Annotated in this window: 19 protein-coding genes; 14 read left to right on the forward strand and 5 right to left on the reverse strand. The window is 67.8% G+C overall.

The features are described 5' to 3' along the window. Nucleotides 1-321: 321 nt before the first annotated feature. From VN634_07310 to VN634_07370, 13 genes are all read left to right on the forward strand, one after another. Nucleotides 322-1,032, forward strand: coding sequence for a lysophospholipid acyltransferase family protein (locus tag VN634_07310; GenBank protein ID HXC50672.1), 711 nt, complete (start codon nucleotides 322-324; stop codon nucleotides 1,030-1,032). Further along, a complete protein-coding gene (locus VN634_07315; protein HXC50673.1) occupies nucleotides 1,019-1,288 on the forward strand; it encodes a phosphopantetheine-binding protein in 270 nt (89 codons plus the stop codon). The genes VN634_07310 and VN634_07315 overlap by 14 nt, the downstream gene beginning before the upstream one ends. Nucleotides 1,289-1,292: 4 nt before the next feature. Next, the gene (locus VN634_07320) at nucleotides 1,293-1,541 is read left to right on the forward strand and encodes an acyl carrier protein (protein ID HXC50674.1); all 249 of its coding nucleotides are present in this window, start codon (nucleotides 1,293-1,295) and stop codon (nucleotides 1,539-1,541) included. A gap of 10 nt (nucleotides 1,542-1,551) precedes the next feature. Then, nucleotides 1,552-3,516, forward strand: coding sequence for an AMP-binding protein (locus tag VN634_07325; GenBank protein HXC50675.1), 1,965 nt, complete (start codon nucleotides 1,552-1,554; stop codon nucleotides 3,514-3,516). Nucleotides 3,517-3,519: 3 nt separating this feature from the next. Beyond that, nucleotides 3,520-4,323: a glycosyltransferase family 2 protein gene (locus tag VN634_07330; protein ID HXC50676.1), complete on the forward strand. Its 804-nt coding sequence runs from the start codon at nucleotides 3,520-3,522 to the stop codon at nucleotides 4,321-4,323. After that, nucleotides 4,320-5,381 carry a hypothetical protein gene (locus tag VN634_07335; protein ID HXC50677.1) on the forward strand — a complete coding sequence of 354 codons (1,062 nt, stop codon included), beginning with the start codon at nucleotides 4,320-4,322 and terminating at the stop codon, nucleotides 5,379-5,381. Before VN634_07330 ends, VN634_07335 begins: the two co-directional genes overlap by 4 nt. Further along, on the forward strand, nucleotides 5,371-5,919 hold the full coding sequence (locus VN634_07340) for a hypothetical protein (protein HXC50678.1): 549 nt from the start codon (nucleotides 5,371-5,373) through the stop codon (nucleotides 5,917-5,919). The genes VN634_07335 and VN634_07340 overlap by 11 nt, the downstream gene beginning before the upstream one ends. Beyond that, nucleotides 5,912-6,655, forward strand: coding sequence for a 3-oxoacyl-ACP reductase FabG (gene fabG / locus VN634_07345; GenBank protein ID HXC50679.1), 744 nt, complete (start codon nucleotides 5,912-5,914; stop codon nucleotides 6,653-6,655). The genes VN634_07340 and fabG overlap by 8 nt, the downstream gene beginning before the upstream one ends. Beyond that, nucleotides 6,652-8,214 carry an NAD(P)/FAD-dependent oxidoreductase gene (locus tag VN634_07350; GenBank protein ID HXC50680.1) on the forward strand — a complete coding sequence of 521 codons (1,563 nt, stop codon included), beginning with the start codon at nucleotides 6,652-6,654 and terminating at the stop codon, nucleotides 8,212-8,214. Before fabG ends, VN634_07350 begins: the two co-directional genes overlap by 4 nt. Nucleotides 8,215-8,225: 11 nt before the next feature. After that, nucleotides 8,226-9,125 carry a hypothetical protein gene (locus VN634_07355; protein HXC50681.1) on the forward strand — a complete coding sequence of 300 codons (900 nt, stop codon included), beginning with the start codon at nucleotides 8,226-8,228 and terminating at the stop codon, nucleotides 9,123-9,125. A gap of 351 nt (nucleotides 9,126-9,476) precedes the next feature. Next, a complete protein-coding gene (locus VN634_07360) occupies nucleotides 9,477-9,743 on the forward strand; it encodes a hypothetical protein (GenBank protein HXC50682.1) in 267 nt (88 codons plus the stop codon). Nucleotides 9,744-9,798: 55 nt separating this feature from the next. Further along, nucleotides 9,799-9,975 (forward strand): DUF1328 domain-containing protein, encoded by a 177-nt coding sequence (locus tag VN634_07365; GenBank protein HXC50683.1) that lies wholly within the window; start codon nucleotides 9,799-9,801, stop codon nucleotides 9,973-9,975. Nucleotides 9,976-10,157: 182 nt separating this feature from the next. Further along, nucleotides 10,158-11,339, forward strand: coding sequence for a BON domain-containing protein (locus tag VN634_07370; protein ID HXC50684.1), 1,182 nt, complete (start codon nucleotides 10,158-10,160; stop codon nucleotides 11,337-11,339). Between the two features lie 36 nt (nucleotides 11,340-11,375). Here VN634_07370 and VN634_07375 read toward each other — a convergent pair whose 3' ends face one another. The 5 genes from VN634_07375 to VN634_07395 form a co-directional block, all read right to left on the reverse strand. Then, nucleotides 11,376-12,164, reverse strand: a complete 789-nt coding sequence (locus tag VN634_07375) for a beta-ketoacyl synthase chain length factor (GenBank protein HXC50685.1) — start codon at nucleotides 12,162-12,164, stop codon at nucleotides 11,376-11,378. Continuing rightward, a complete protein-coding gene (locus VN634_07380) occupies nucleotides 12,161-13,378 on the reverse strand; it encodes a beta-ketoacyl-ACP synthase (GenBank protein HXC50686.1) in 1,218 nt (405 codons plus the stop codon). The genes VN634_07375 and VN634_07380 overlap by 4 nt, the downstream gene beginning before the upstream one ends. Then, nucleotides 13,375-14,388 (reverse strand): MipA/OmpV family protein, encoded by a 1,014-nt coding sequence (locus tag VN634_07385; GenBank protein HXC50687.1) that lies wholly within the window; start codon nucleotides 14,386-14,388, stop codon nucleotides 13,375-13,377. The genes VN634_07380 and VN634_07385 overlap by 4 nt, the downstream gene beginning before the upstream one ends. Nucleotides 14,389-14,451: 63 nt before the next feature. Further along, nucleotides 14,452-17,352: a dockerin type I domain-containing protein gene (locus VN634_07390; protein HXC50688.1), complete on the reverse strand. Its 2,901-nt coding sequence runs from the start codon at nucleotides 17,350-17,352 to the stop codon at nucleotides 14,452-14,454. Nucleotides 17,353-17,365: 13 nt separating this feature from the next. Then, complete coding sequence (locus VN634_07395) at nucleotides 17,366-18,211, reverse strand: dienelactone hydrolase family protein (GenBank protein ID HXC50689.1); 846 nt, start codon at nucleotides 18,209-18,211, stop codon at nucleotides 17,366-17,368. Between the two features lie 107 nt (nucleotides 18,212-18,318). Here VN634_07395 and VN634_07400 point away from each other — a divergent pair, with 107 nt between their 5' ends. Next, nucleotides 18,319-20,688 (forward strand): Smr/MutS family protein, encoded by a 2,370-nt coding sequence (locus VN634_07400; GenBank protein ID HXC50690.1) that lies wholly within the window; start codon nucleotides 18,319-18,321, stop codon nucleotides 20,686-20,688. The last annotated feature ends 41 nt before the right edge of the window (nucleotides 20,689-20,729 follow it).

Consider the following 20,729-nt stretch of genomic DNA (forward strand, 5'->3'; position numbering starts at 1 on the left):
GGTGCTGCAGGCCACAAACGCGCCGCAGGCCGTCGCGATCGGCCTTCGTTTTCCGCAGGAGATGAGGTATCGAAGCGGGTGGCAACGTCGCCAGGCGTCGACTGGTTCGAGGTGGAAACGAAAAGCATGCGGCATGTGACGCTCGAGCGGCCCATCCGAGCGCACGCTGACCAGCCGGCCGCACGCGCGACCGGCGAAAGCGGCCGGTCGCTGTCGGTGCGCGGACCCTCATCGGATCGAGATGCCGCGTCCGGAGCCCTGGCCGCAGGCCGTCGGTACTGGCGGCAGATCCGCCTCGCATGCTCGTTTGCCCAGTTCGGGGTGACTGCGCTCGCGGTTGCGTTCGTCGTCGCACCGGTCGTGCGCCTCTCGGCGGCCTCGAGCGAGCAGGCCGAGATGGCGGTGCAGCGCGCGATCCGGCGCGCCTATGCGTTCTCGGTCGCGCTCTGGAGGCTCGTCGGGATCTTCCGGCTGGACGCACGCGGCCTGGCCGGGCTCGCGGACTGCGGCCCGTGCATCGTCGTCGCGAACCATCCGACGCTGGTCGACGTGGTCCTGATCGGATCGGTCCTCGAGCAGATGGACTGCATCGTCAATGCGGGCTGGACCGCGAAGAGCCCGTTTCTGGCCCGCGCCATCGAGGTGGCCGGGTACGTGCGCAACGACGGCGGCGTTGCGGTCGTCGAGCAGTGTGCGCGGCGCCTGCGTTCGGGACGGCGGCTGCTGGTGTTCCCGGAAGGCACGCGGTCGCCGTGGGGAAGTTTTGGAAAGTTCCATCGCGGTGCGGCGCATATCGCGCTCGCCAGCGGCGCTCCGCTGGTTGCGGTGGCGATCCGCTGCCGCCCGCGGATGCTTGGAAGCGGCCGCAAGTGGAGCGACACCGACGGCCGCCGGCCCGCCTACGAGCTCGCGATTGCCGGCCGGCTCGATCCGGCCGACTACGCCGGCATGACGACGCCGCTTGCCGCACGAAAGATGACCGACGACCTGCTCAGGATTTTTCTCGAGGAGCCCAATCTTGCAGACGCGTGACGAACTGACCGCAGACATCAAGGCCATGATCGTCGAAGTGCTCGCGCTCGAGGACATCCGGCCGGAGGAGATCGAAACCGACGCTCCGCTGTTCGTCGAAGGCCTCGGGCTCGATTCGATCGATGCGCTCGAGCTCGCGATGGGCCTCGAGGAAAAGTACGGCGTAATCATCACCGACGACCCCGAACGCAACGAGAAGATCTTCGCGTCGGTCGGCGCGCTCGCCGATCTCGTCACGGCCGAACGCACCCGCTGAGGCCATGACGCGCGAGCAACTCGAAGACGAGCTTCGCTCGATCCTGGTCGCCGAGTTCGAGCTCGCTCCCGAGAAGATCACGCGCGAGGCACGCCTGGTCGAAGATCTCGATCTCGACAGCATCGACGGCGTCACGATCGTGGTTCGTCTCGAGTCGCGCCTGCGCGTGGTGATCGCCGACGAGGAAATCCAGAAGATGCAGGCCGTGGGCGACATCGTCGACGCGCTCGCCGCGCGGCTCGGCATGGCCTGATGCCGGGACTTTGCCTTCGACGTTGCCGAAGTCGCCGATCGAGCCGACCGTTCCGGCGGGGCCGACGTTGCCGGGCATAGTGGCAAGCCGGCCGCTGGTCGGACTTCTGCGCGAGGCGCCGGACGCGAGTCGCATCGTCGCCTTCGGACAGACACCCGACCAGAGTGCGAGTCACGCGCGGCTGCTGGCGGACGTGTTCGCTCTTGCGTCGCATCTCGAAGGCGATCGCGGGAAGCGCTGGCTCATCGAGTCCGAGGACGCCTACCGCATTGCGGTCTCGCTGCTGGCGGCGGCTGTCGCGGGCGCGCGCATCGCGCTGCCTCCCAATCTTCAGCCGGGAACGCTTCGCGAGCTCCGCGCGGAGTCGGATCGCGTATTCGTCGATGACGCAGGGAAGCCTTCCGACGCCCGCACGCTCGATCCGCTCGCGCCTGGTCGCGCGGTCGCGAACGAAGCCCAAAGCACGAGTGCCACCTCAACGGCGGTAGAAACGGCAGCGCGCACCGGAATTGAGATCGACAGGCGCGTTGCGCTCGTCGAGTTGTTCACGTCCGGCACGAGCGGTCCCGGAAAGCGCATCACCAAGGCGCTGTGCCACCTGGAAGACGAAGTTGCCGAGATCGGCGAGCTGCTCGCAGTTGCCGGGCATCGTGGCGGCCGGACCGCGAGCGTGCTCGCGACCGTCTCGGCCCATCATCTGTACGGATTGCTGTTCCGCGTGCTGTGGCCGCTCGCCCGGCATTTTGCATTCTGCCGGCAGAGCGTCCTGCTTCCCGACGAGCTGCTGGCTCGCTGCGCGGAAACCGGCGGCGCGGTCGTCGTCTCGAGCCCTGCCCATCTTCGCCATCTCGCTGCGCTGCCGCGCGCGCGCGAGCATGCCTCCGCAATCCTCGAGATCATTTCTTCGGGCGGGCCGCTCGAGTCGCCCACGGCACTCGCGCTCGAAGACGCGTTCGGGCGCGCACCGGTCGAGATCTTCGGCTCGACCGAAACGGGCGGAGTTGCGCTCCGCCGGCAGCGCGCGTCGGATCCCGATCCTTGCTGGACGACGTTTCCGTCCGTAACCGCAGAGATCGACGACGCGAGCGGCGCGCTCGTCGTCACGTCTCCGTTCGTGACTGCGCCGGACAGTGCCGCCACCGAATCGCAAGCTGCCGATTCGCCCGAGCCGGGGACGATGCGCATGGGCGATCGCGCAGAGCGCGAAGGCGACGGCTTCCGGCTTGCCGGCCGCGCCGACCGCATTGCCAAAGTCGGCGAGAAGACGCTGTCGCTGCCGGAAATCGAAAGCTTCCTCGCCGCGCACGAGCTCGTCGAAAATGCCGTCGCTGCAACGTACCCCGCAAAAAGCGGCGCGCGTCTCGGCGCCGTCGTGGTTCTGTCGCGCGAAGGGCGCTTGCGGCTCGCGCGGGAAGGACGGCGCGCAGTGCAGCGCATCCTCGCGGCGCATCTGGCCGAGCGCTGGAATCGCGTGGCGCTGCCGCGCCGCTGGCGTTTCGTTGACGCACTGCCCGTCGACACGCGCGGGAAGCTTGCGCAGCGCACGGTCGAACAAGAGCTGGCCCGGCCGGTCGAGCCGCCGCGCGAGCCGCTTCTTCTCGATGAACAGAGCAGTGCCGGTCCGGGACTCCTTGCGAGCACGCGAGGCGTCGGCCACCTTCCGGACACGAGAAGCGTGCTGGTGCGCGAGCTTGTCGTACCCCGCGATCTCGCCTACTTTGACGGCCACTACGACGAGTTCCCGCTCGTGCCGGGAGCCGTGCAAATCCACTGGGTCATGCTCGCACTCGGCCGCATCGCCGGCCGGCGCGTCACCGCCGAGCGGATGGAAGCCGTCAAGTTCCGAAACGTTTTGCGTCCAGCCGAGCTGTTCACGATGCAACTGGCCATCGATGAAGCCTTCTCTCATGTGACCTTCACGCTCGGCCACGGATCGCGCGTGTTTTCGAGCGGACGCATCACGCTCGAGCGATAAGCCATGCGACCCGCAACGCCCGACAACGACCGCGCGCACGCGATGCGGCTCTGCCTGCTGATTCCCCACTACGAGCACGCCGGTGCGATCGGCGCGCTGCTCGATCGCCTCGCGCGCTACGACCTGCCGTGCATCGTGGTCGACGACGGCAGCGGCAAGGCTGCTCGCGACGTGCTTGCCGAGCTCGAACGGCGGCTGCCGTGGGTGACGATCGTCTGGAGAAGCGAGAACGGCGGACAGGGCGCGGCCAAGCGCACCGGATATCGTCACGCGCTCGCGGCGGGATACACGCATTCGCTCGAGCTCGACGCCGACGGGCAGCACGACACCGACGACGTTCCGCGCTTCGTCGCTGCGATGCGCGCCAATCCATCTGCTGCCGTGCTCGGCAAGCCCGTGTTCGGCACCGAAGCGCCGAAAGCGCGGCTGTGGGGCCGCCAGCTTTCCGTCGGCCTGGTGTGGCTGGCGTGCGGATCGCGGACGGTTCGCGATCCGCTCTGCGGATATCGCGGGCTGCCGCTGGCGGCCGCCGTAGCGATCATCGACTCGGTGCACACAGGCAATCGCATGAGCTTCGATCCGGAGATGTCGGTGCGTCTGTTCCGCGCCGGGCTTCCGATCGTCACGCTGCCGACGCGCGTGTCGTATCCGACCGACGGCGTGTCGCACTTCGACATGCTGCGCGACAACCTGCGCCTTGCGGCAACCTACCTGCGGCTTCTCGTCGAGCTGCCGCTCGCCGCGCCCGCGATCGTGCTCGCGCGCCGTCGCGCACAGCAGCAGGGCGGAGCGGCATCGTGCCCATGACCGACCACGGCACGCTCGTCGATGCATCGTCCGACGACGTCGGGACATCGCCCGCAGCAGTGCTTCCGAAGACGTCGGGTGCATGGGGAAGCATCCCGGAGCGAGGCTCGATGCTCGCGCTGCGGTTCATCGTCACGGTCTACCGACTGCTGGGCCGGCGCGTGTGCCTGATCATGGTGTACGGCATCGCCGCGTATTTCGCGCTGCTCGCGCACGGTGCGCGCCGGGCATCGCGGGTTTATCTCGAGACGCTGTGGGCGACTCCCGAGGGCCGTCGCGCGCTGGGCAGGCCGCCCGGGTTCCGTCAGGTGCTGCACCACATCCACGAATTCTGCATCAACGTTTTTGACCGGCTCGTGGCGTGGTCCGGCAACCTCGACGAAATCGAATTCCGCCACCGCGGCAGCGAAGTGCTGTTCGACCTCGCCAGGAGCGGCCGGGGCGCATTCCTGATCGGCGCGCACCAGGGCAGCTTCGACATGATGCGGCTGCTCGCAAACAAGTACGAGATGACCGTCAACGTGCTGATGTTCACGAGGCATGCGACGCGCATCAACACGTTCTTCGAGCAGCTCGACCCGAACAGCCGCATCCGCGTGCTCGAGATCGAGCCGAACTCGCTCAAGACGGCGTTTCTCATCCGCGAATGCATCGCGCGCGGAGAATTCGTCGGGATACTGGCCGACCGCATCCATCCGGGAGCGAGGGACCGGCCGGTCGAGCTCACGTTCCTCGGACGCCCGACGCAGTTCTCGCTTTCGCCGTTCGTGCTCGCGGCGACGTTCGGATGTCCGGTCGTGCACACGCAGTGCATCCGTCTCGACGAGCGCACCTACGAATCGTCGGCGACGGTGCTGACCGAACGGATCGATCCGGCGCTGCCGCGACGCAAGCGCGCGGATGCTCTGCTGCGTGCCTACGCTGCCGAGATCGAGAAGACCTGCTGGCGCGTGCCGTACCAGTGGTTCAACTTCTTCGACTATTGGGCCGAAGCGGCCGAGCCGCAGAAGCCGGCGCCGCGTGAAGCCGGACGTGGCGAAGGCGCCCATGGCGGCTGACACCGAGTTTCCGCCGGTGCGCGAGCTGCTCCCGCATCGCGGCAGCGCGGTGCTGCTCGCGCGCGTGCTCGGGCACGATGCGAAGCGAACCGTGTGCGCGGTCGATCCCGACGCCGGGGCGAGCTTTCGCGACGCCGACGGCTCGATCCCGGCCTACGTCGGCCTCGAATTCATGGCCCAGACGATCGCCGCCCACGGCGGACTTCTCGAGCGCGACAAAACCCGCGACAGGAAATCGGGGACAGACACCGATTTCGCGAAATCGGTGTCTGTCCCCGATTTGGCGCAGCCGGCGCCTGACGCCCGGCCGGGCTTCTTCGTCGGGACGCGCCGGATCTCGTTTCACGTGGACCGCTTCGCGCAGGGGCAGCCGCTGGCCGTAACGGCCGTTCATCTGCGCTCGTCGGCAGGCCTTCACGCGTTCGATTGTTCGATCGACGACGGCGCCGGCGGTGCGCCCATGGTTTCAGGTGTCCTCACGGTCTATCTGTTGGAGAGCTTCGAGGCCCTCGCCGAGGACTTTTCCGACAATGACTGAACCCACAACGGCAAGACGCGTGCTCGTCACCGGTGCCAGCGGCGGCATCGGCCGTGCGATTGCCGTCGCGCTCGCCGGAGCCGGCTACGACGTCGTCGTGCATTACCATGCCAACGCCGAAGCGGCCCGCCGCACCGCAGACGAAGTGGCGGCCGTTCGCGGCGCCAGCCCCGTGCTCGTGCAGTTCGACGTCGCCGACCGCGAAGCGACAGCGGCTGCGCTCACCGATGAGATCCGCCAGCGCGGCGTGTTCTGGGGCATCGTGCTCAACGCCGGCATTCACGCCGACGCGCCCCTGCCGGCGATGAAAGGCGACGCGTGGGACCGGGTGCTGCGCACCAATCTCGACGGCTTCTACAACGTCGCGCAGCCGCTGCTGATGCCGATGGTGCGACGCCATGACGGCGGCCGCGTCGTCGCGATCTCGTCGATTGCCGCGCTGGCCGGCAACCGCGGCCAGGCCAATTACGCCGCGTCCAAAGCCGGCATCATCGCGGCGTCGAAGTCTCTCGCGCAGGAAGTGGCCAAGCGGGGAATCACCGTCAACTGCGTTGCACCCGGCCTCATCGAAACCGACATGATCGCCGGCGCTCCAGTCGAGGAAATCGTAAAGAGAATCCCCATGCGCCGCCTCGGTCGGCCTGACGAAATCGCCGCCGCCGTTGCATTTCTGTTCTCGGACGGTGCAGCTTACATCACCGGACAGGTGATCTCCGTGAACGGAGGAATGCTGTGAAGTGGGACGTGGCAATTCTCGGTGGCGGCTTCGCCGGCCAGCTCCTGGCGCGCCAGCTGACGCGCCAGACGCCCGGCCTTCGCATCGCCGTCTTCGAGAAGTCGACCGGCACGTCGTTCAAGGTCGGTGAGGCCACCGTCGAGATCGCCGCCAACTATCTTGTGCGGCGCCAGGGCCTGCTGCGCTACCTGTACGACCGCCACTATCCGAAGAACGGCCTGCGCTACTTCTTCGACAATCCGCAGAAGTCGGCCCCGCTTCAGAGCATGAGCGAGATCGGGCCGATCAATTTTCCGTTTCATGCCGCGTTCCAGATCGATAGGGCACGCATCGAATCGGACCTGCGCGAGATGAACGCGGAGGCCGGCGTCGAGGTGCGGACCGGAGTGCGCGCGCTGCCGACCGATGTGCGCGACGACGGCGGGCTGCACACGATCACCGTCGAATCGGCGAGCGGAAGCGAGGTGCACGAGGCGCGCTGGGTCGTCGATGCCGCCGGGCGCGCGGACCTTCTGGCACGCGCCAAGGGTCTTCGCGTGCGCGAGAACGAGCATCGCCTCGGCGCGGTGTGGGGCCGCTTCGAGAACGTCGTCGACATCGACAGTCTCGGTCCCGACAGCTTCCACGAGCGAGTCCGCCATGCGACGCGCGGACTGTCGACGGTGCACTTCTGGTATCCCGGCTACTGGATCTGGTTCATTCCGCTGCGCGACGGCATCACCAGCGTCGGCGTCGTGGGGCATCCGGTCACCGAGGTTCCCGGCATCCGCACGATCGAAGGCTTCCGCAAATTCCTCGACACGCACGGCGCGGTGCGGATGCTGCTTGCCGGCTCGCGGCCGGTCGACGTCGGCAGCTATTCGAACATGGCTTACAACACGAGCCAGTTCTTCAGCACCGGCCGCTGGGGACTGGTCGGCGAGGCCGCCACTTCGGCCGACGCGCTGTACAGCCCCGGCAGCGACTTCATCGCCATCGAGAACGACATGCTCGCCGACCTGATCGCGCGCGATGCCGGCGGCGAGCCGGCCGCCGAGCTCGCCGAGCGCACGCGCCTCTACAACGAGTTCATGCAGTTCCGCCAGGAAGCCACGCTCAACCTGTATCGCGGCCAGTACTCGACGTTCGGTAGCTTCGAGCTGACGCGCATGAAGTGGGATCTCGACATCGGCTCGTATTTCAACCTGTGGGTTACCGCGTACATGCAGGACCAGCATCTCGACCGCACGTGGCTCCGCAGCCAGCTGCGCATGCGGCCGCTGGTGCTGCAGGCGCTGGTCACGTTCGGAGACCTGTTTCGCGAGATCGCGCAGGTGCTGCGCGAGGAAGGCCGCTTCTACTCGAAAAACCTCGGCCAGTTCTCGTACGGGCTCGAGCGGATCGATTTCGTGCCCGAAGTCGGGCTGCCGCGCTCGCGCCGCCGCGTGCTCGAGAAGCAGACCGAGATTTTCAACTCGGTGCGCCGCAGCGCCGCCGAGCTGCTCGGACGTCCGGGCGATCCGGACGTGATCCCGTCGCTTCCGCTTTCCGCGTTCGTCGGGAACCAGCCGATTCTTTGATCGAACCCGCGATGCCGCTGCGGTCCGAACGACGCCCAGGAACGCAATCCGACAGGCTCGAGCTCGACGACGCGCAGCGGGCCGTGCTCGACCGGCACGCTTCGGCAATCGCCGACCGGCATCATCCCGACGTTGCGCTGACCGCGTCGCACGTGTTCCGTCCTCCGAGCGACATGACCGCCGCGCAGGGACTCGGGCTGCTCGCGGCAATGGCGCTGGTGCTGCTGAGCGGGTTCGCAACCGGGCATCTCATCGAAGCGTTCGGCGTGCGCGCCGCGGCCGTGCTGCTGTTTGCGCTCGCGACCGGCGCGTCCGTCGGCCTCGGCGGGATCTCGCTCGGCGGCGGGCGCCCACTTTCGGTCGTCGAACGATTCGCGATCCTCGGCACTCTCACGCTTGCGATCGCCACCGGCGCAGCTGCTGCGATCGCGATGGTACCGGCAGTCGTCCATCTGCTCGTCGCGCGCGTGTTCGCGGCGAGTCTTCTCGACGACGAAACGCTGATCGAGAAGGCGGCGCGCATCGCGCACCCGCTCGCGCCGCCTTTCATCGCACCGTACTGCCGCAAGCTCACAGCCGTCTGGGCCGGACTGTTCGCCGCGAGCGCGGTGATCACCGCAGTTCTCGCGATACGGGGGCTGCTCGACGCGCATCGCGCGTGGACCGGCTGGATCTTCTGGACAGTGCTCGCGATCTTCTCGCTCGTGGAGTTCCTCTGGCGCAAGGCGTGGTTTCGCTACTACGGCCCGGGACCGTTCGACCGATTCCTGTCGCGCGTGTTTCCGCCAGGCAATACGCCGCGCGGGCGGCGCTCGGCGGCGTACGTCGCAAGCATGCGCTCCGAGCTCGCCCGGCTTGCCGAAGCCAAGCGCACCGCGACGCGTAACGCGCGTCCACTCAACGAGCGCTGACACCGAAAAGACTCGATCGATACTGCCCGCTCCGATCCGCAGGCCGCAACCGCGTGGGAAGCGCATGCAGCGTGTCGCACGCATGCACGCCGGCATCTTGCACGTGCGCGGTAGGCGTGACGCAGCATGCGGGTCAGAAAAACCCGCATGGTGGACTCTTGTGGCCCACCGATCGCCGAACCTTCCCCTGTTGGCATCGCCGAGGTCTGTGCGCCGTGAATTTCCGGTGTCAGCGTTTCATCTGACTTTCATGCTTCGTGCGGTTCCCGCCCGGGTACCGCCCTTGAGTGGAGACAATCCGGTCACGAAGCGGTGGAACGAAGAAGTCGAGGTACGAGCGAGGAGGATGCGATGAACTGGAACTCGAGCCAACGAAACCCGAACGAGTACAAGGGCGCAACCCGGCAGAGACTTCTTGCGATCCTCGCAGCGCAGGGTGTGCTGACCGAAGCTTTGCTGGCGAGGGCGCACGACAGCCCGGACGAGGATGTTCTCGAAATCGAGATCACCGAGTTCGAAGGATGTCTCGGTGGTGACACCGACGACGAGGCGGACGAGCTCGATGACGACGAGCTCGACGACGAAGAAGAGGAAGAAGAGGAGGACGAGGAAGAATAACCAACCGGAGCCGTTGCGATGCCGCCCGGCATCGGCGGGTCCCAAGGAGTAAACCATGCTGCATTACGCGATCGTATTCTTCGTGGTCGCCCTGATTGCGGCCGTACTGGGATTCAACGGCGTCGCCGGCCTCTCGGCCAACATCGGGTGGCTGTTCGCGGTTCTGGCGCTCGTCTTTCTTGCCGTGGCCCTGCTTGGCGGGCGCGGCAGCTCCAATCTCCCCGCTCCGTAGAAGGATGGCCAACAGGCTGCCGCAACTGCCGGGCTCGCGGATCGCGAGCATCCGGCAGGAGCGGGAGAAGCGGACACGCAGGGTCGTGTCTGCGCGGCGGGCGGGATGACCGTCCGCCGGGATCGACCGTGATGCGGCGGCTCTGCGAAAGCGGGGGCGTCGACTCACAAGGAGAACGTGACATGAGAAAGCTCAATTTTGACGGAAGGCTGAAAATGGCCGCTGCGGCTGCCCTGGTTGCGATCATGGTGGGGGCCGGCGCCGCCCACGCGGCCTCTCCGAACGACGCGTGGATCACCAGCAAGGCGAAGCTCGCGCTCATGACGACAGAAGGCGTCAGCTCGAACGCGATCAACGTCGACACCGTGGGACGCAAGGTGACGTTGCACGGAACGGTAGCCACGAACGAAGAAAAGCAGAAGGCCGAGGAAGCGGTCCGTTCGATCGAAGGCGTGACCAGCGTCCGCAACCTTCTTCAGGTGACGTCGCAGAAGCAGAGCGCGTCTGTCGCGCGCGCGGACGACCAGATCACCACGGATGTGCGTGCCGCGCTTGCCCGCCAGAAAGCGCTCGATGACAGCACGATCACGGTTGCGTCCGTGAACAAGGGCGTCGTCCTGCTTTCGGGCAAGGCCGACGACATGACCGACAAGCTCACGGCCGTGCGTACGGCGCGCAGCGTGCCGGGCGTGCGCCGCGTGTCGAGCGAGATCGAAGGCCCCGACACGATCGCGGACACACGCGACCCGCGTGACGAAACGTACGCCGAGCCCGGGCACAAAAGCGTGACCGACAGCGCACGCGATACGGCAAAGTCCGCGGGCGAGACGGTCAGCGACACCGCGAAATCAGCGGGTCATGCCGTCAAGAACGCGGCGAAGTCGACCGGTGAGGTCGTCTCCGACACGACGAAGTCGGCCACCGGCGTAGCCAGCGACATGTACACGACGTCGATGGTCAAGATGCGGCTGCTTGCCGACCGCGAAACGCCGGCGCTCGACATCAACGTCGACACCGACGACGGCGTCGTGACGCTGTTCGGCATCGTTCCGAGCGCCAATGCGAAGGCGCAGGCCGCGGCCGAGGCAAAGAAAGTCGCCGGCGTGAAGAACGTCCGCAACGAGCTTCAGGTCGTCGCCGAAGCGAAGCAGGAAAACGTCAAGGCCAGCGACCAGGAAGTCGCTTCGGACGTGAAGCAGAAGCTGCGCGAGAATGACCTCGACAACGTCAGCGTGGATGTGAAGAACTGCATCGTGCGCCTGACCGGCAAGGTGCCGTCGCGGCAGGAACGCATCGAAGCCATGCAGGTTGCGCGTGCGGCACGCGGCGTGTGTGCGGTCGAGAACGACCTGCGCTTCCAGTAAGCCGGCGGAGCCCCGCGCGCTCGCGCGGTGATGGAATCAGCGGGACGCGGACGCGGTGTCCGCGTCCCGCTGCCACCACCATTCCCTTCCATTTCCTTTCAGCACGAGCCCCGCTTCTTCCGACAGCATCCAGCGAACGAATTCGGCTGCATCCGACCAGCCGCGCCGCAGCGCCTCGTCCGCTGCGACCGCCGTTCCCGGCTTCGCGGGTTGTTCGTCGCCGCGCACGCCGAACCGCACGGCCGTGCCTTCGCCGGATGACGCGAGCACCAGGGCCACCGAGTAGACGGCCGGAGGATCGTCGATCAACGAAGCAAACGCTTCGGCCAGCGTCACGTCGCCCATCACCAGCAGCACCGGCCGCTCGGGCTCGCGGTGAAGATGCGTCGCGGCTTCGAGGAACCCGCACGCGAAGCTTTCCGCCCGCGCGGACAGCGCGCTCGACGCATGCCGGTTTCCGACTGCGATCGAGAACAGACCCGACTGCGCGTTGTGTACGGTGTGGGTGAAGCGCGACGGCGACATCTTCTCGTCGTACGCAATGTTGCGAAGCAGCGGGACCGACTCGTTGATGCTGCCGTAACGCGAGGCAAAGACCGTGCGCACGCTCGACGCGGCAATTCCGCTCGTCGCGCCGTACGCCGCAGTCAGCATCGCGCGCGACAGCGTCGTGCAGCGGCGGCGGATCATCGCGGGCACGGCGCGCGCATCCGGAGCACCGTCGTCGCGCAGCGGCGCCGGCGACGCAGCCCACTCTTGCCACGCTTCGCGGCTTTCGAGCCCCGGCGCCCACGCCGACCAGTCCCGGACAACGGCGCGAATCAACTTCCGACCTCCGGACCGTGCGAGAACACCAGCGTGCAGTTGTTGCCGCCGAAACCGAACGAGTTGCTCATGACGTGGCACGTCTCGCCCGTGACCGCGCGGCGACCATCGCCGGCGAAATCGAGGCGCGGAAGCGCGGGGTCGGCGACGCCGTCCCAGCGGTGCGGCGGCAACACGAGCTCGCGGGCCGCGCGATGAAGGAGGATCTCCGCGCAGAACGCCGCTTCGGTTGCGCCGGCCGCGCCGAGCGTGTGGCCGGTCAGCGGCTTGGTCGAGCTGGCCGGCACGCGATCCTCGAACAGCGTCCAGATTGCGCGGCATTCCATCGCATCGTTGGCCGGAGTGCCGGTGCCGTGGATGTTGAGATACGAGATGTCGCCGGGCGCGAGGCCCGCATCGGCAAGCGCACCGCGCATCGCGGCGAGAGCGCCGGCGCCGTCGGGATCCGGCGCCGACATATGGTGCGCTTCGCTCGACTCGCCGACTCCCGTCAGCTGTACGCCGCCGCTCTCGCGCGTGACCAGGAAGAACGCGGCAGCCTCGCCGAGCGTGATTCCGCAGCGGTTGACGCTGCACGGATTGGTCAGCTCCTCGCAGATCAGCCCGAGCGAGCTGAAGCCGCTCGAAGTGAGGCCGCAGATGGTGTCGGCCGCGCCGCACACGACGGCGTCGGCAACGTCCATCTCGAGCAGCGACCTCGCCGACGCGAGCGCACGCGCACCGGACGAGCAGGCCGTCGACAGCGTGAACGCCGGACCGGTCGTGCCGAGCCACGACGCGACAAACTCGGCGATACCGCCGAACTCGAGCTGCGCGGCGCGAAACCGGCGCGGCAGCGAGCCGGTGCGCTCGCGATGGCGGATGGCTTCTTCGGCATCTCCCACACCGGACGTGCTCGTGCCGGCGACGACGGCGATGCGCCCGCGCCCGAAACTGCGGATCGCATCCTCGATCGGCGCGCGGATCTGCGAGAGCACTGCGGCAACCAGGCGGTTGTTGCGACAGTCGTACTCGGCCATCGAAGGATCGAGCACCGGAAAGTCCGCGTCGATCATTCCGACGAGGATCTCACGGTCGGGAGCGAGGCCGCGGCGGCGGACGAAGCGGCTGGTATCGCCGCCCGCAAGGCGCGGCCAGATCTCGGCGATACCGGCGCCGAGGTTGTTCGCCATCGCGATCGCAGACAGGCGGCATGCGCGAGGCCGGCCGGTCATTTCCGGTTTTTCTCTGCGGCGCGATCCGGTCCCGCCGATGGTGCGTTGCCCGTCCCAGGCTCAGGAAATGTTTCCGGCGTGTCGGTTGGTGAAGACGGCGGCGGCGCGGGATCGTTCCTGTGTACGGCCGCCTCGTGCGCCGCAAGATTGGCTTCGGCGCCGACCGGTACCATTTCTTTCGACGACAGCCAGACCCAGCCGATCGCGATGCCGCCCATGAATGCGCTGTCGCTGCCGACGAGAGGGCTGTTTTCGAACGCCGCGCCGGCAAGATTCGTATAGCGCGCGAAGATGCCGACGTAGAACGGTCCGAAATAACGGCTCACGCCGGTGGAGATACGAAACCCCGCGTATCCGCCGTTCGGGTTGTACGCGCGGCGGCTCGGCGTCTCGAACTGCGGCGCCACGCCGTAGATGTATTCGTTGTATTCGTTGTTGCTGAATTCCAGGCCCGCGTTGGCCTCCACGCGGTAGACGTCCGGCTCGAACCGGTACTGCAGCTTCGGGCTCGCAACCAGCCCTTCGTACGCGAAGTTGTCGAGATCGACGGCGAGCGCCGTGCGCAGCGGAACGTCGACGTCGAGCACGTGACGGCCGTTCTCGCTCATCGCAACGCGGAATTTCACGGTCGGCCCGATCTGCGCGATCCAGTCGAGATCGTGCATCCCGTGACGGCGGTCGTTGTCGTCGCTGTCGACCGAAACCTGGCCGCCGGCCGACAGGTCGAGCCGCACGAGGTCGGTTCCGAAGATCCGCGTCTGCATCGATTCGCGGTCCAGGCGCAGCCGCGAGCCGCGATAGATCACCCACGGAAACGGGATCGGATGGAAGCGGTACTCGTCCGAGCCGACGTAATCGGGCTGCGTGTAGAAGACGCTGCCGACTCCGAGCTCCCACTTCGGGCGGGTCTCGGCCGACGCGCGGTCGCAGGCAATCGCGCCGACCATCACGGAAACGGTAACGATCGACCACGAACGCAGCGACAGAGCCCGACGGGAAGGGAATTTCACCGGCGCAAACTAAGGGCCCTCCGCCGGGCGATCAAATCGCGACGGCAGCCGGTAGCGCCCGCGTCAGCACCTGCAGGCCAGGTTCACCCCGGCATCGACCGCACGCTTGAGCGTGATCAGCGCGTCGGTTGCCGAGAGCGTGCCGTTGCCGTTGGCGTCGCAGATGCAGAACTTGCCGCCGCTGCACTGCGAACCGCCGACTGCCGCCTTGAGAATCGTCAGCGCGTCGGAAGCCTTGACGATGCCGTCCCCGCTGACGTCGCCGCAGATGCTGCCCGGCGGCAGCGACGTGGTCGTGGTGGTGGTGGTCGTCGTCGTGCAGTCGGGAATCGGGGTGTGGGAGCAATGCTGCGGTCCCTCCGTGCACGCATCGGTCGTGCACGGATCGTGATCGTCGCAGTCGCTGGTCGCGCTGCCCGTGCAGGCTCCGGCACTGCTGCACGTCGACGCCTGCGTGCACGGATTGCCGTCATTGCACGCGCTGCCGGTCGGATCGTGCGCCGTGCACGTCTTTGCCTGTTCGTTGCACGACTCGGAACAGTTCGCATCGTTGTCGGGGCCCGGGCACGGGCTTCCGGCGTGCTGGCTGCAGGCCCCGCCGAGGCACGTGTCGAGGCCGTTGCAGAAGATCCCGTCGTCGCACGGGATTCCGTCCGGATCCGGATTGGTGCAGCCGGGCAGGCCGTTGTCGCTGCACGATTCGGAGCAGTTGGCGTCGCCGTCGTTGCCGGGGCACGCAAGACCGATGTGCACGCTGCACTCGCCGAGGTGGCACTTGTCGACGCCGTCGCATGTCAGCCCGTCGCTGCAGTCGCTGCCTTCGGGATCGGCGCCGGTGCACGCATCGGCCACGTCGTCACAGGTTTCGGAGCAGTCGATGTCGCCGTCCGGGCCGTCGCACGGATTGCCGGAATGCGAGCTGCAGGCGCCGCCGAGGCAGGTATCGGTGCCGTTGCAGAACAGCCCGTCGTTGCACGCCGAGCCGTTCGGATCGTTCGAAGAGCACGAATCGCCCGCTTCGTTGCACGACTCGGCGCAGTTGCCGTCGCCATCCGGGCCGGCGCACGGATCGCCGGCATGCTGGCTGCAGCTCCCGTTCGAGCAGGTGTCGGCGCCGTTGCAGAACACGGCATCGTTGCACGCGGATCCGTTGGGATCGTTGGCAGTGCAGGCTTTTGCCTGCTCGTTGCAGACTTCGGAGCAGTCCGAGTCGCCGTCGGGCCCGTCGCACGGATTGCCCGGATGAACGCTGCACGAGCCGTTCGAGCATGCGTCGGCGCCGTTGCAGAAGAGCCCGTCGTTGCACGGCGCGCTATCGGGATCGGCCGCGGTGCAGGTCTTGAGCTCCTCGCTGCACGACTCGGCGCAGTTGGCATCGTTGTCGGGCCCTGCGCACGGGCTGCCGGCATGATGGCTGCAGGTTCCGTTCGAACAGGTGTCGGCCCCGTTGCAGAAAATTCCGTCGTCGCAGGCCGATCCGTTCGGATCGGGATTGGTGCATCCCGGCGATCCGCTGTCGCTGCACGATTCCGAGCAGTCGGCGTCTCCGTCGCTGCCGGGACACTCGACACCGACGTGTACGCCGCATTCGCCGAGATGGCATTTGTCGGTGCCGTTGCATGCAAGTCCGTCGTCGCAGTCGGTGCCTTCGGGGTCCGCGCCGGTGCACGCATCGGCGACGTCGTCGCATGTCTCCGAACAATCGTTGTCGCCGTCCGGTCCGTCGCACGGGTTGCCGGCGTGCGAGCTGCACGCGCCGGCCACACAGGTGTCCGGGCCGTTGCAGAACTGTCCGTCGTTGCACGGCGCGCCGGCCGGATCGTCGGCGGTGCACGAGTCGTTCGCCTCGTTGCACGACTCCGCGCAATTGGCATCACCATCCGGGCCCGCGCACGGATTGCCGGCGTGCTGGCTGCAGCTTCCGTTCGAGCAGCTGTCGGGGCCGTTGCAGAATTCCGTGTCGTTGCAGGCGGACCCGTTCGGATCGCTGGCGGTGCACGCTTTTGCTTGCTCGCTGCAGCTTTCCGAGCAATCGCCATCTCCGTCCGGTCCCCCGCACGGATTGCCCGAGTGAATGCTGCACGATCCGTTCGAGCAGGTATCGGTGCCGTTGCAGAAGATCCCGTCGTTGCACGGGCTGCCGTTCGGGTCCGGCCCCGTGCACCCGCCGGCAGCGTCGCTGCACGACTCGGCGCAGTTCGAATCGCCGTCGGCGCCGGGGCACTGGACGCCGGAATGCTGCGTGCAGAATCCCGTCGCGCTGCAGCTGTCGGCGCCATTGCAGAACAGGCCGTCGTTGCACGGCGATCCCTGGGCTTCGCGCTCGCAGCCGGCCGAGCAGCAATCGCCGCCGGCGGTGTTGCCGTCGTCGCACTGCTCGCCGATCTCGACCACGTGATTTCCGCAGTCGGTCTGGAAGAAGCCGACGTGCAGGAAATAGCGGTTGAGCTTCTTGCCGCCGTACGTCGATACGCGGATGTCGTACTGGCCGGCCGGCAGCCGGTGCTCCAGCCGCGAGCACAGCGAAATCCCCGAGTCGTCGTCGAACGCGATACACGGCAGATCGTCTCCGTACGACGTGCAGGTTCCGCCGGCGCCGGCCTGGCGCAGGGTGATGATCGTATCGCCCGGGCAGCCGCCGAATCCGTTGGTGGTCTCCGCGAGCAGCACGCGCGTGCCCGTGATCTCGAACGTGTAGGTGTCGAACGATCCGGCCGGAAAACCGCCTTCGAAGTCTCCGCCGCCGCTAACGTCGACCGGGATGAACAGCGTCGTGGTCGTGGTTCCCGGCAGCGCAGTCGTGGTCGTCGTCGAAGCGAAGATCTGCGCGTGCGCCTGTCCCGGCGCCAGAGTGGTCGCGAGGATGGTTGCCGGGATGCTCGCGCACATCGCCGCGAGCGTCAGATCCGCCATCACCAGGCGGCGCAGCATCGGTGCCGGGCCGCGCGATCTCGGGAATGTCATCGCTTTCCTCTGGTCACGGAAGAATTCTCGACGCGGCGAGCGCAGGGATCGCTGCCGGCGCGGCGTTCGTGGCCGCCGTCCCTCCACGCAGCCGCTCGCGGAAGAAACCGATCACGCGCGTGACGGCTTCGCGGGTCGGCTCACCGTCCCTGTCGATCAGATGCTCGGTCAGCACGCTGTGCGCCTGCTTCTGCAGCGCATCCGGATTCGCGCAGGAATCCTCGAGCTCGATCCCCTCGAATGCGCTGCCGATCTCGCGGCGCAGGGTTTCGAACTTGGATGCCGGCGACATCGGATCACCCTTGAACCGGAGCGCGAGGACCTTCTCGCCGTCGAGACACCGCTGCTTCAGGCAGGTGAGCTCTTCGGGCGAGACATGAAGCGCCTTGCCGTGGGCGCGGCTGACACAGAACGGCATCGACGGCTGCGACAGCACGGGCGCCTTCAGGCACGGCTCCATCATCATCGCGAGCGCGAAGTTGCCCGAAAAGCACATGCCGAGCGCGCCGACCGGTCCGCCGCCGGTCTCCGCCGAAGCGTGGCGCGCAAGCGCGCGCAGCCAGACCGTGATCGGGCTCGAGCGGTTGGACGCAAGCACCGCGAACTCGCGGCTGACGCAGACGCGCGCAATCGATGCGAGGCCGTAGGCGAGCGTCGGCTCGCGGCCGGCCTCGCCGACCAGAAGCGGCATGTACACGCGGAATCCGGCCTCGACGATCCAGTCGGCAAAGCGCACGACTTTCGGAGTGACGCCCGGAATCTCGTGCATGACGATGACCGCCGGGCCGTCGCCGCGAACATAGACAGGTTTCGTCGTTCCCTCGTGCGAGAAGTCGGAGCGGCGGTAGTCGGCGAGCATGACGGCGGAATCTGAGCCATTTCCGCATGCGGGGCAAGGAAGGGAGGCGGGAAAGCATTTGACGGTACGCAGCGCAGGCTCTACCCCGGCCGGCAGGTCGACGAATCATGGATCTGGTCCATCGCACGCTGGAAGTCCTCGACTGGCCGTTCGTCACCGAAGCGATGGCAAGCCACGCACGCACTCCGGCCGGCCGCGAGCGCGCATTGCGGGTCGATCTGGCCCGGGATGTCCCGACGGTGGAAGAGTCGTTCGATGCAATCGACGAAGTCTTCGCGCTCGTCGACCGGCGCGCCGGCATGCCGCCGGTCGGCGGCATCGAGCCGATCGACGGGCAGCTCGAGCGGGCCGCGCGGGGCGAGGTTCTCGCGACCGACGAGATCGCGTTCGTCGCATCCACGCTCGGTGCGCTCGCGTCGCTCGAGGATTTTGTTCGCCGCCACAGCGCGGATGCTCCGGCGCTTGCGAGGCTCGGCGCGGCAATTTCCCCCGACCGGCGGCTGTGCCGGACGTTCGCGGCCGCCATCGACGAGCACGGCATGCTGTCGCAGCAGGCCTGGCCGGTGCTCGGCGAGCTGCGGCGCCGCATCGCTTCGCTCGAGCGCAGCATCCGCACCACGCTCGAAGCGCTGCTCGATTCGCCCGAGTATGCCGACGTGCTGCAGGATCGCTTCGTCACCGTTCGCGGCGATCGCTTCGTGGTTCCGGTCAAGTCGCACGCGAGAAACCTCGGGCTCGGAATCGTCCACGATGCGTCGCGCAGCGAACGCACCGTGTTCGTCGAGCCGGCATCGATCGTTCCGATCGGAAACGAACGCCGCATGGCCGAGTCGGCGCTCGCCGAGGAAGAACGACGCATCCTTGCGGAGCTGTCGGCCGAGCTCGGCGGGCACGCGGCAGCGCTGCGGGCTGCTCTCGACGGTGCCGCTGCACTCGATCTCGCGTGCGCGCGCACCGACTTTGCTGCGCGCATCGACGGCCACCGTCCGCGCGTAGGCACCGACGGCATCGTGGCCCTCGAGCGCGCGCGGCATCCGGTGCTTGCGCTCGGCCGCGCGAGCGTGGTCGCCAACGATCTGCGGCTCGACAGCGCGCGCCCGGTGCTGGTGCTGACCGGCCCCAACGCCGGCGGAAAGACAGTCGCGATGAAGACGATCGGCCTGTGCGCGCTGCTGGTGCGCGCCGGCTGTTTCATTCCGGCCGCCGGCGGATCGCGCGTCGACATTTTCGACCCGGTGCTCGCCGACATCGGCGACATGCAGACCGTGCACGAAGGGCTCTCGAGCTTCTCGGCGCATCTCGCCACGCTCGCGCGCATGCTCGAGACCGCCGGCCGCGGAACGCTGCTGCTGCTCGACGAGATCGCGGCAGGTACCGATCCTGCGCAGGGCGGCGCGCTGGCGCGCGCGATCCTCGAGCGGTTTGCGGATGCGGGAGCGCGCATCGTCGTGACCACGCACTACACGCAGGTCAAGCGCATGGGCGCCGACGATCCGCGCGTCGAGGTTTCGGCGCTCGAATACGCCGACGGTAAGCCGACCTACCGCGTGGTGCCGGGCTCGGTCGGCGAGAGCCATGCGCTCGCCGCCGCCGGCCGCGCCGGCATCGACAGCGTTCTCATCGAGCGCGCGCGCGAGCTGATGGACGCCGGCGAGCGTGCCCTCGCCGATGCGCTCGCCGCGCTCGAGGCCGAGAAGACCCGTGCCGCCGAGGCGGCCACGCGCGCCGAGGCTCTGGCGCAGTCGCTGGCGTTGCGCGAACACGCCGTGGCTGCGCGCGAAGAGGAGATTCGTGGCCGCGCCAAAGAAGTCGAGCGGCGCGCGGCCTCGAAGCTCGTCGACACCCTGCGCGCGGCCGAAGACGACGTCCGGCGAGCGGTGCGCGAGCTTCGCGAGAACACCAGCCGCGAGCGCGCGGATGCCGCACGCGCAGCAATCGAGACGGCACGATCCGCGATCGCCGAAGCCCGCCGTGACAACGCCGCGCCGCCGCGCCAGCCGAAACCCGGAGACAAGGTGCGCGTAACCGGCGTCGGGCTGGTGGGCGAAGTCGTCGAGGCGCGCGATGGAGAGCTCGAGATCCGCGCCGGCGCGATGACGGTGCGCGCGAAAGTCTCCGAGGTCGAAGTCCTGGCCGCGCCGCGAGCTGTCGGCGCATCGCCGGCGCAGGTGCACAGCGAGCCGAAGCCGCGGCGCGCTTCCGGCGACTGGCTCGACGCGGCGCTGCGCATGCCGGCCAACACGCTCGATCTGCGCGGCGTGCGCGTGGAGGAAGGCCTCGCGCGCCTCGAGGAGTTCCTCGACGAATCGATGCTCGCCAGCCGCGAAGTCGTGTTCGTGCTGCACGGCCACGGCAGCGGCGCGATGAAGAGCGCCGTGCGGCGCGCGCTGTCGCAGTCGCCGTACGTGAGCGCCACGGCGCCGGCGCCGGAAGACCAGGGCGGCGACGCGCTGACGGTGTCGCGGCTGCGCGGGTAGCTTCTTCCGCCGCGCGGCGCGCGAACGCTCGTTCGGCCACT

This window comes from Candidatus Limnocylindrales bacterium (assembly GCA_035571835.1).
Lineage (GTDB): Bacteria > Desulfobacterota > Binatia > UBA1149 > CAITLU01 > DATNBU01.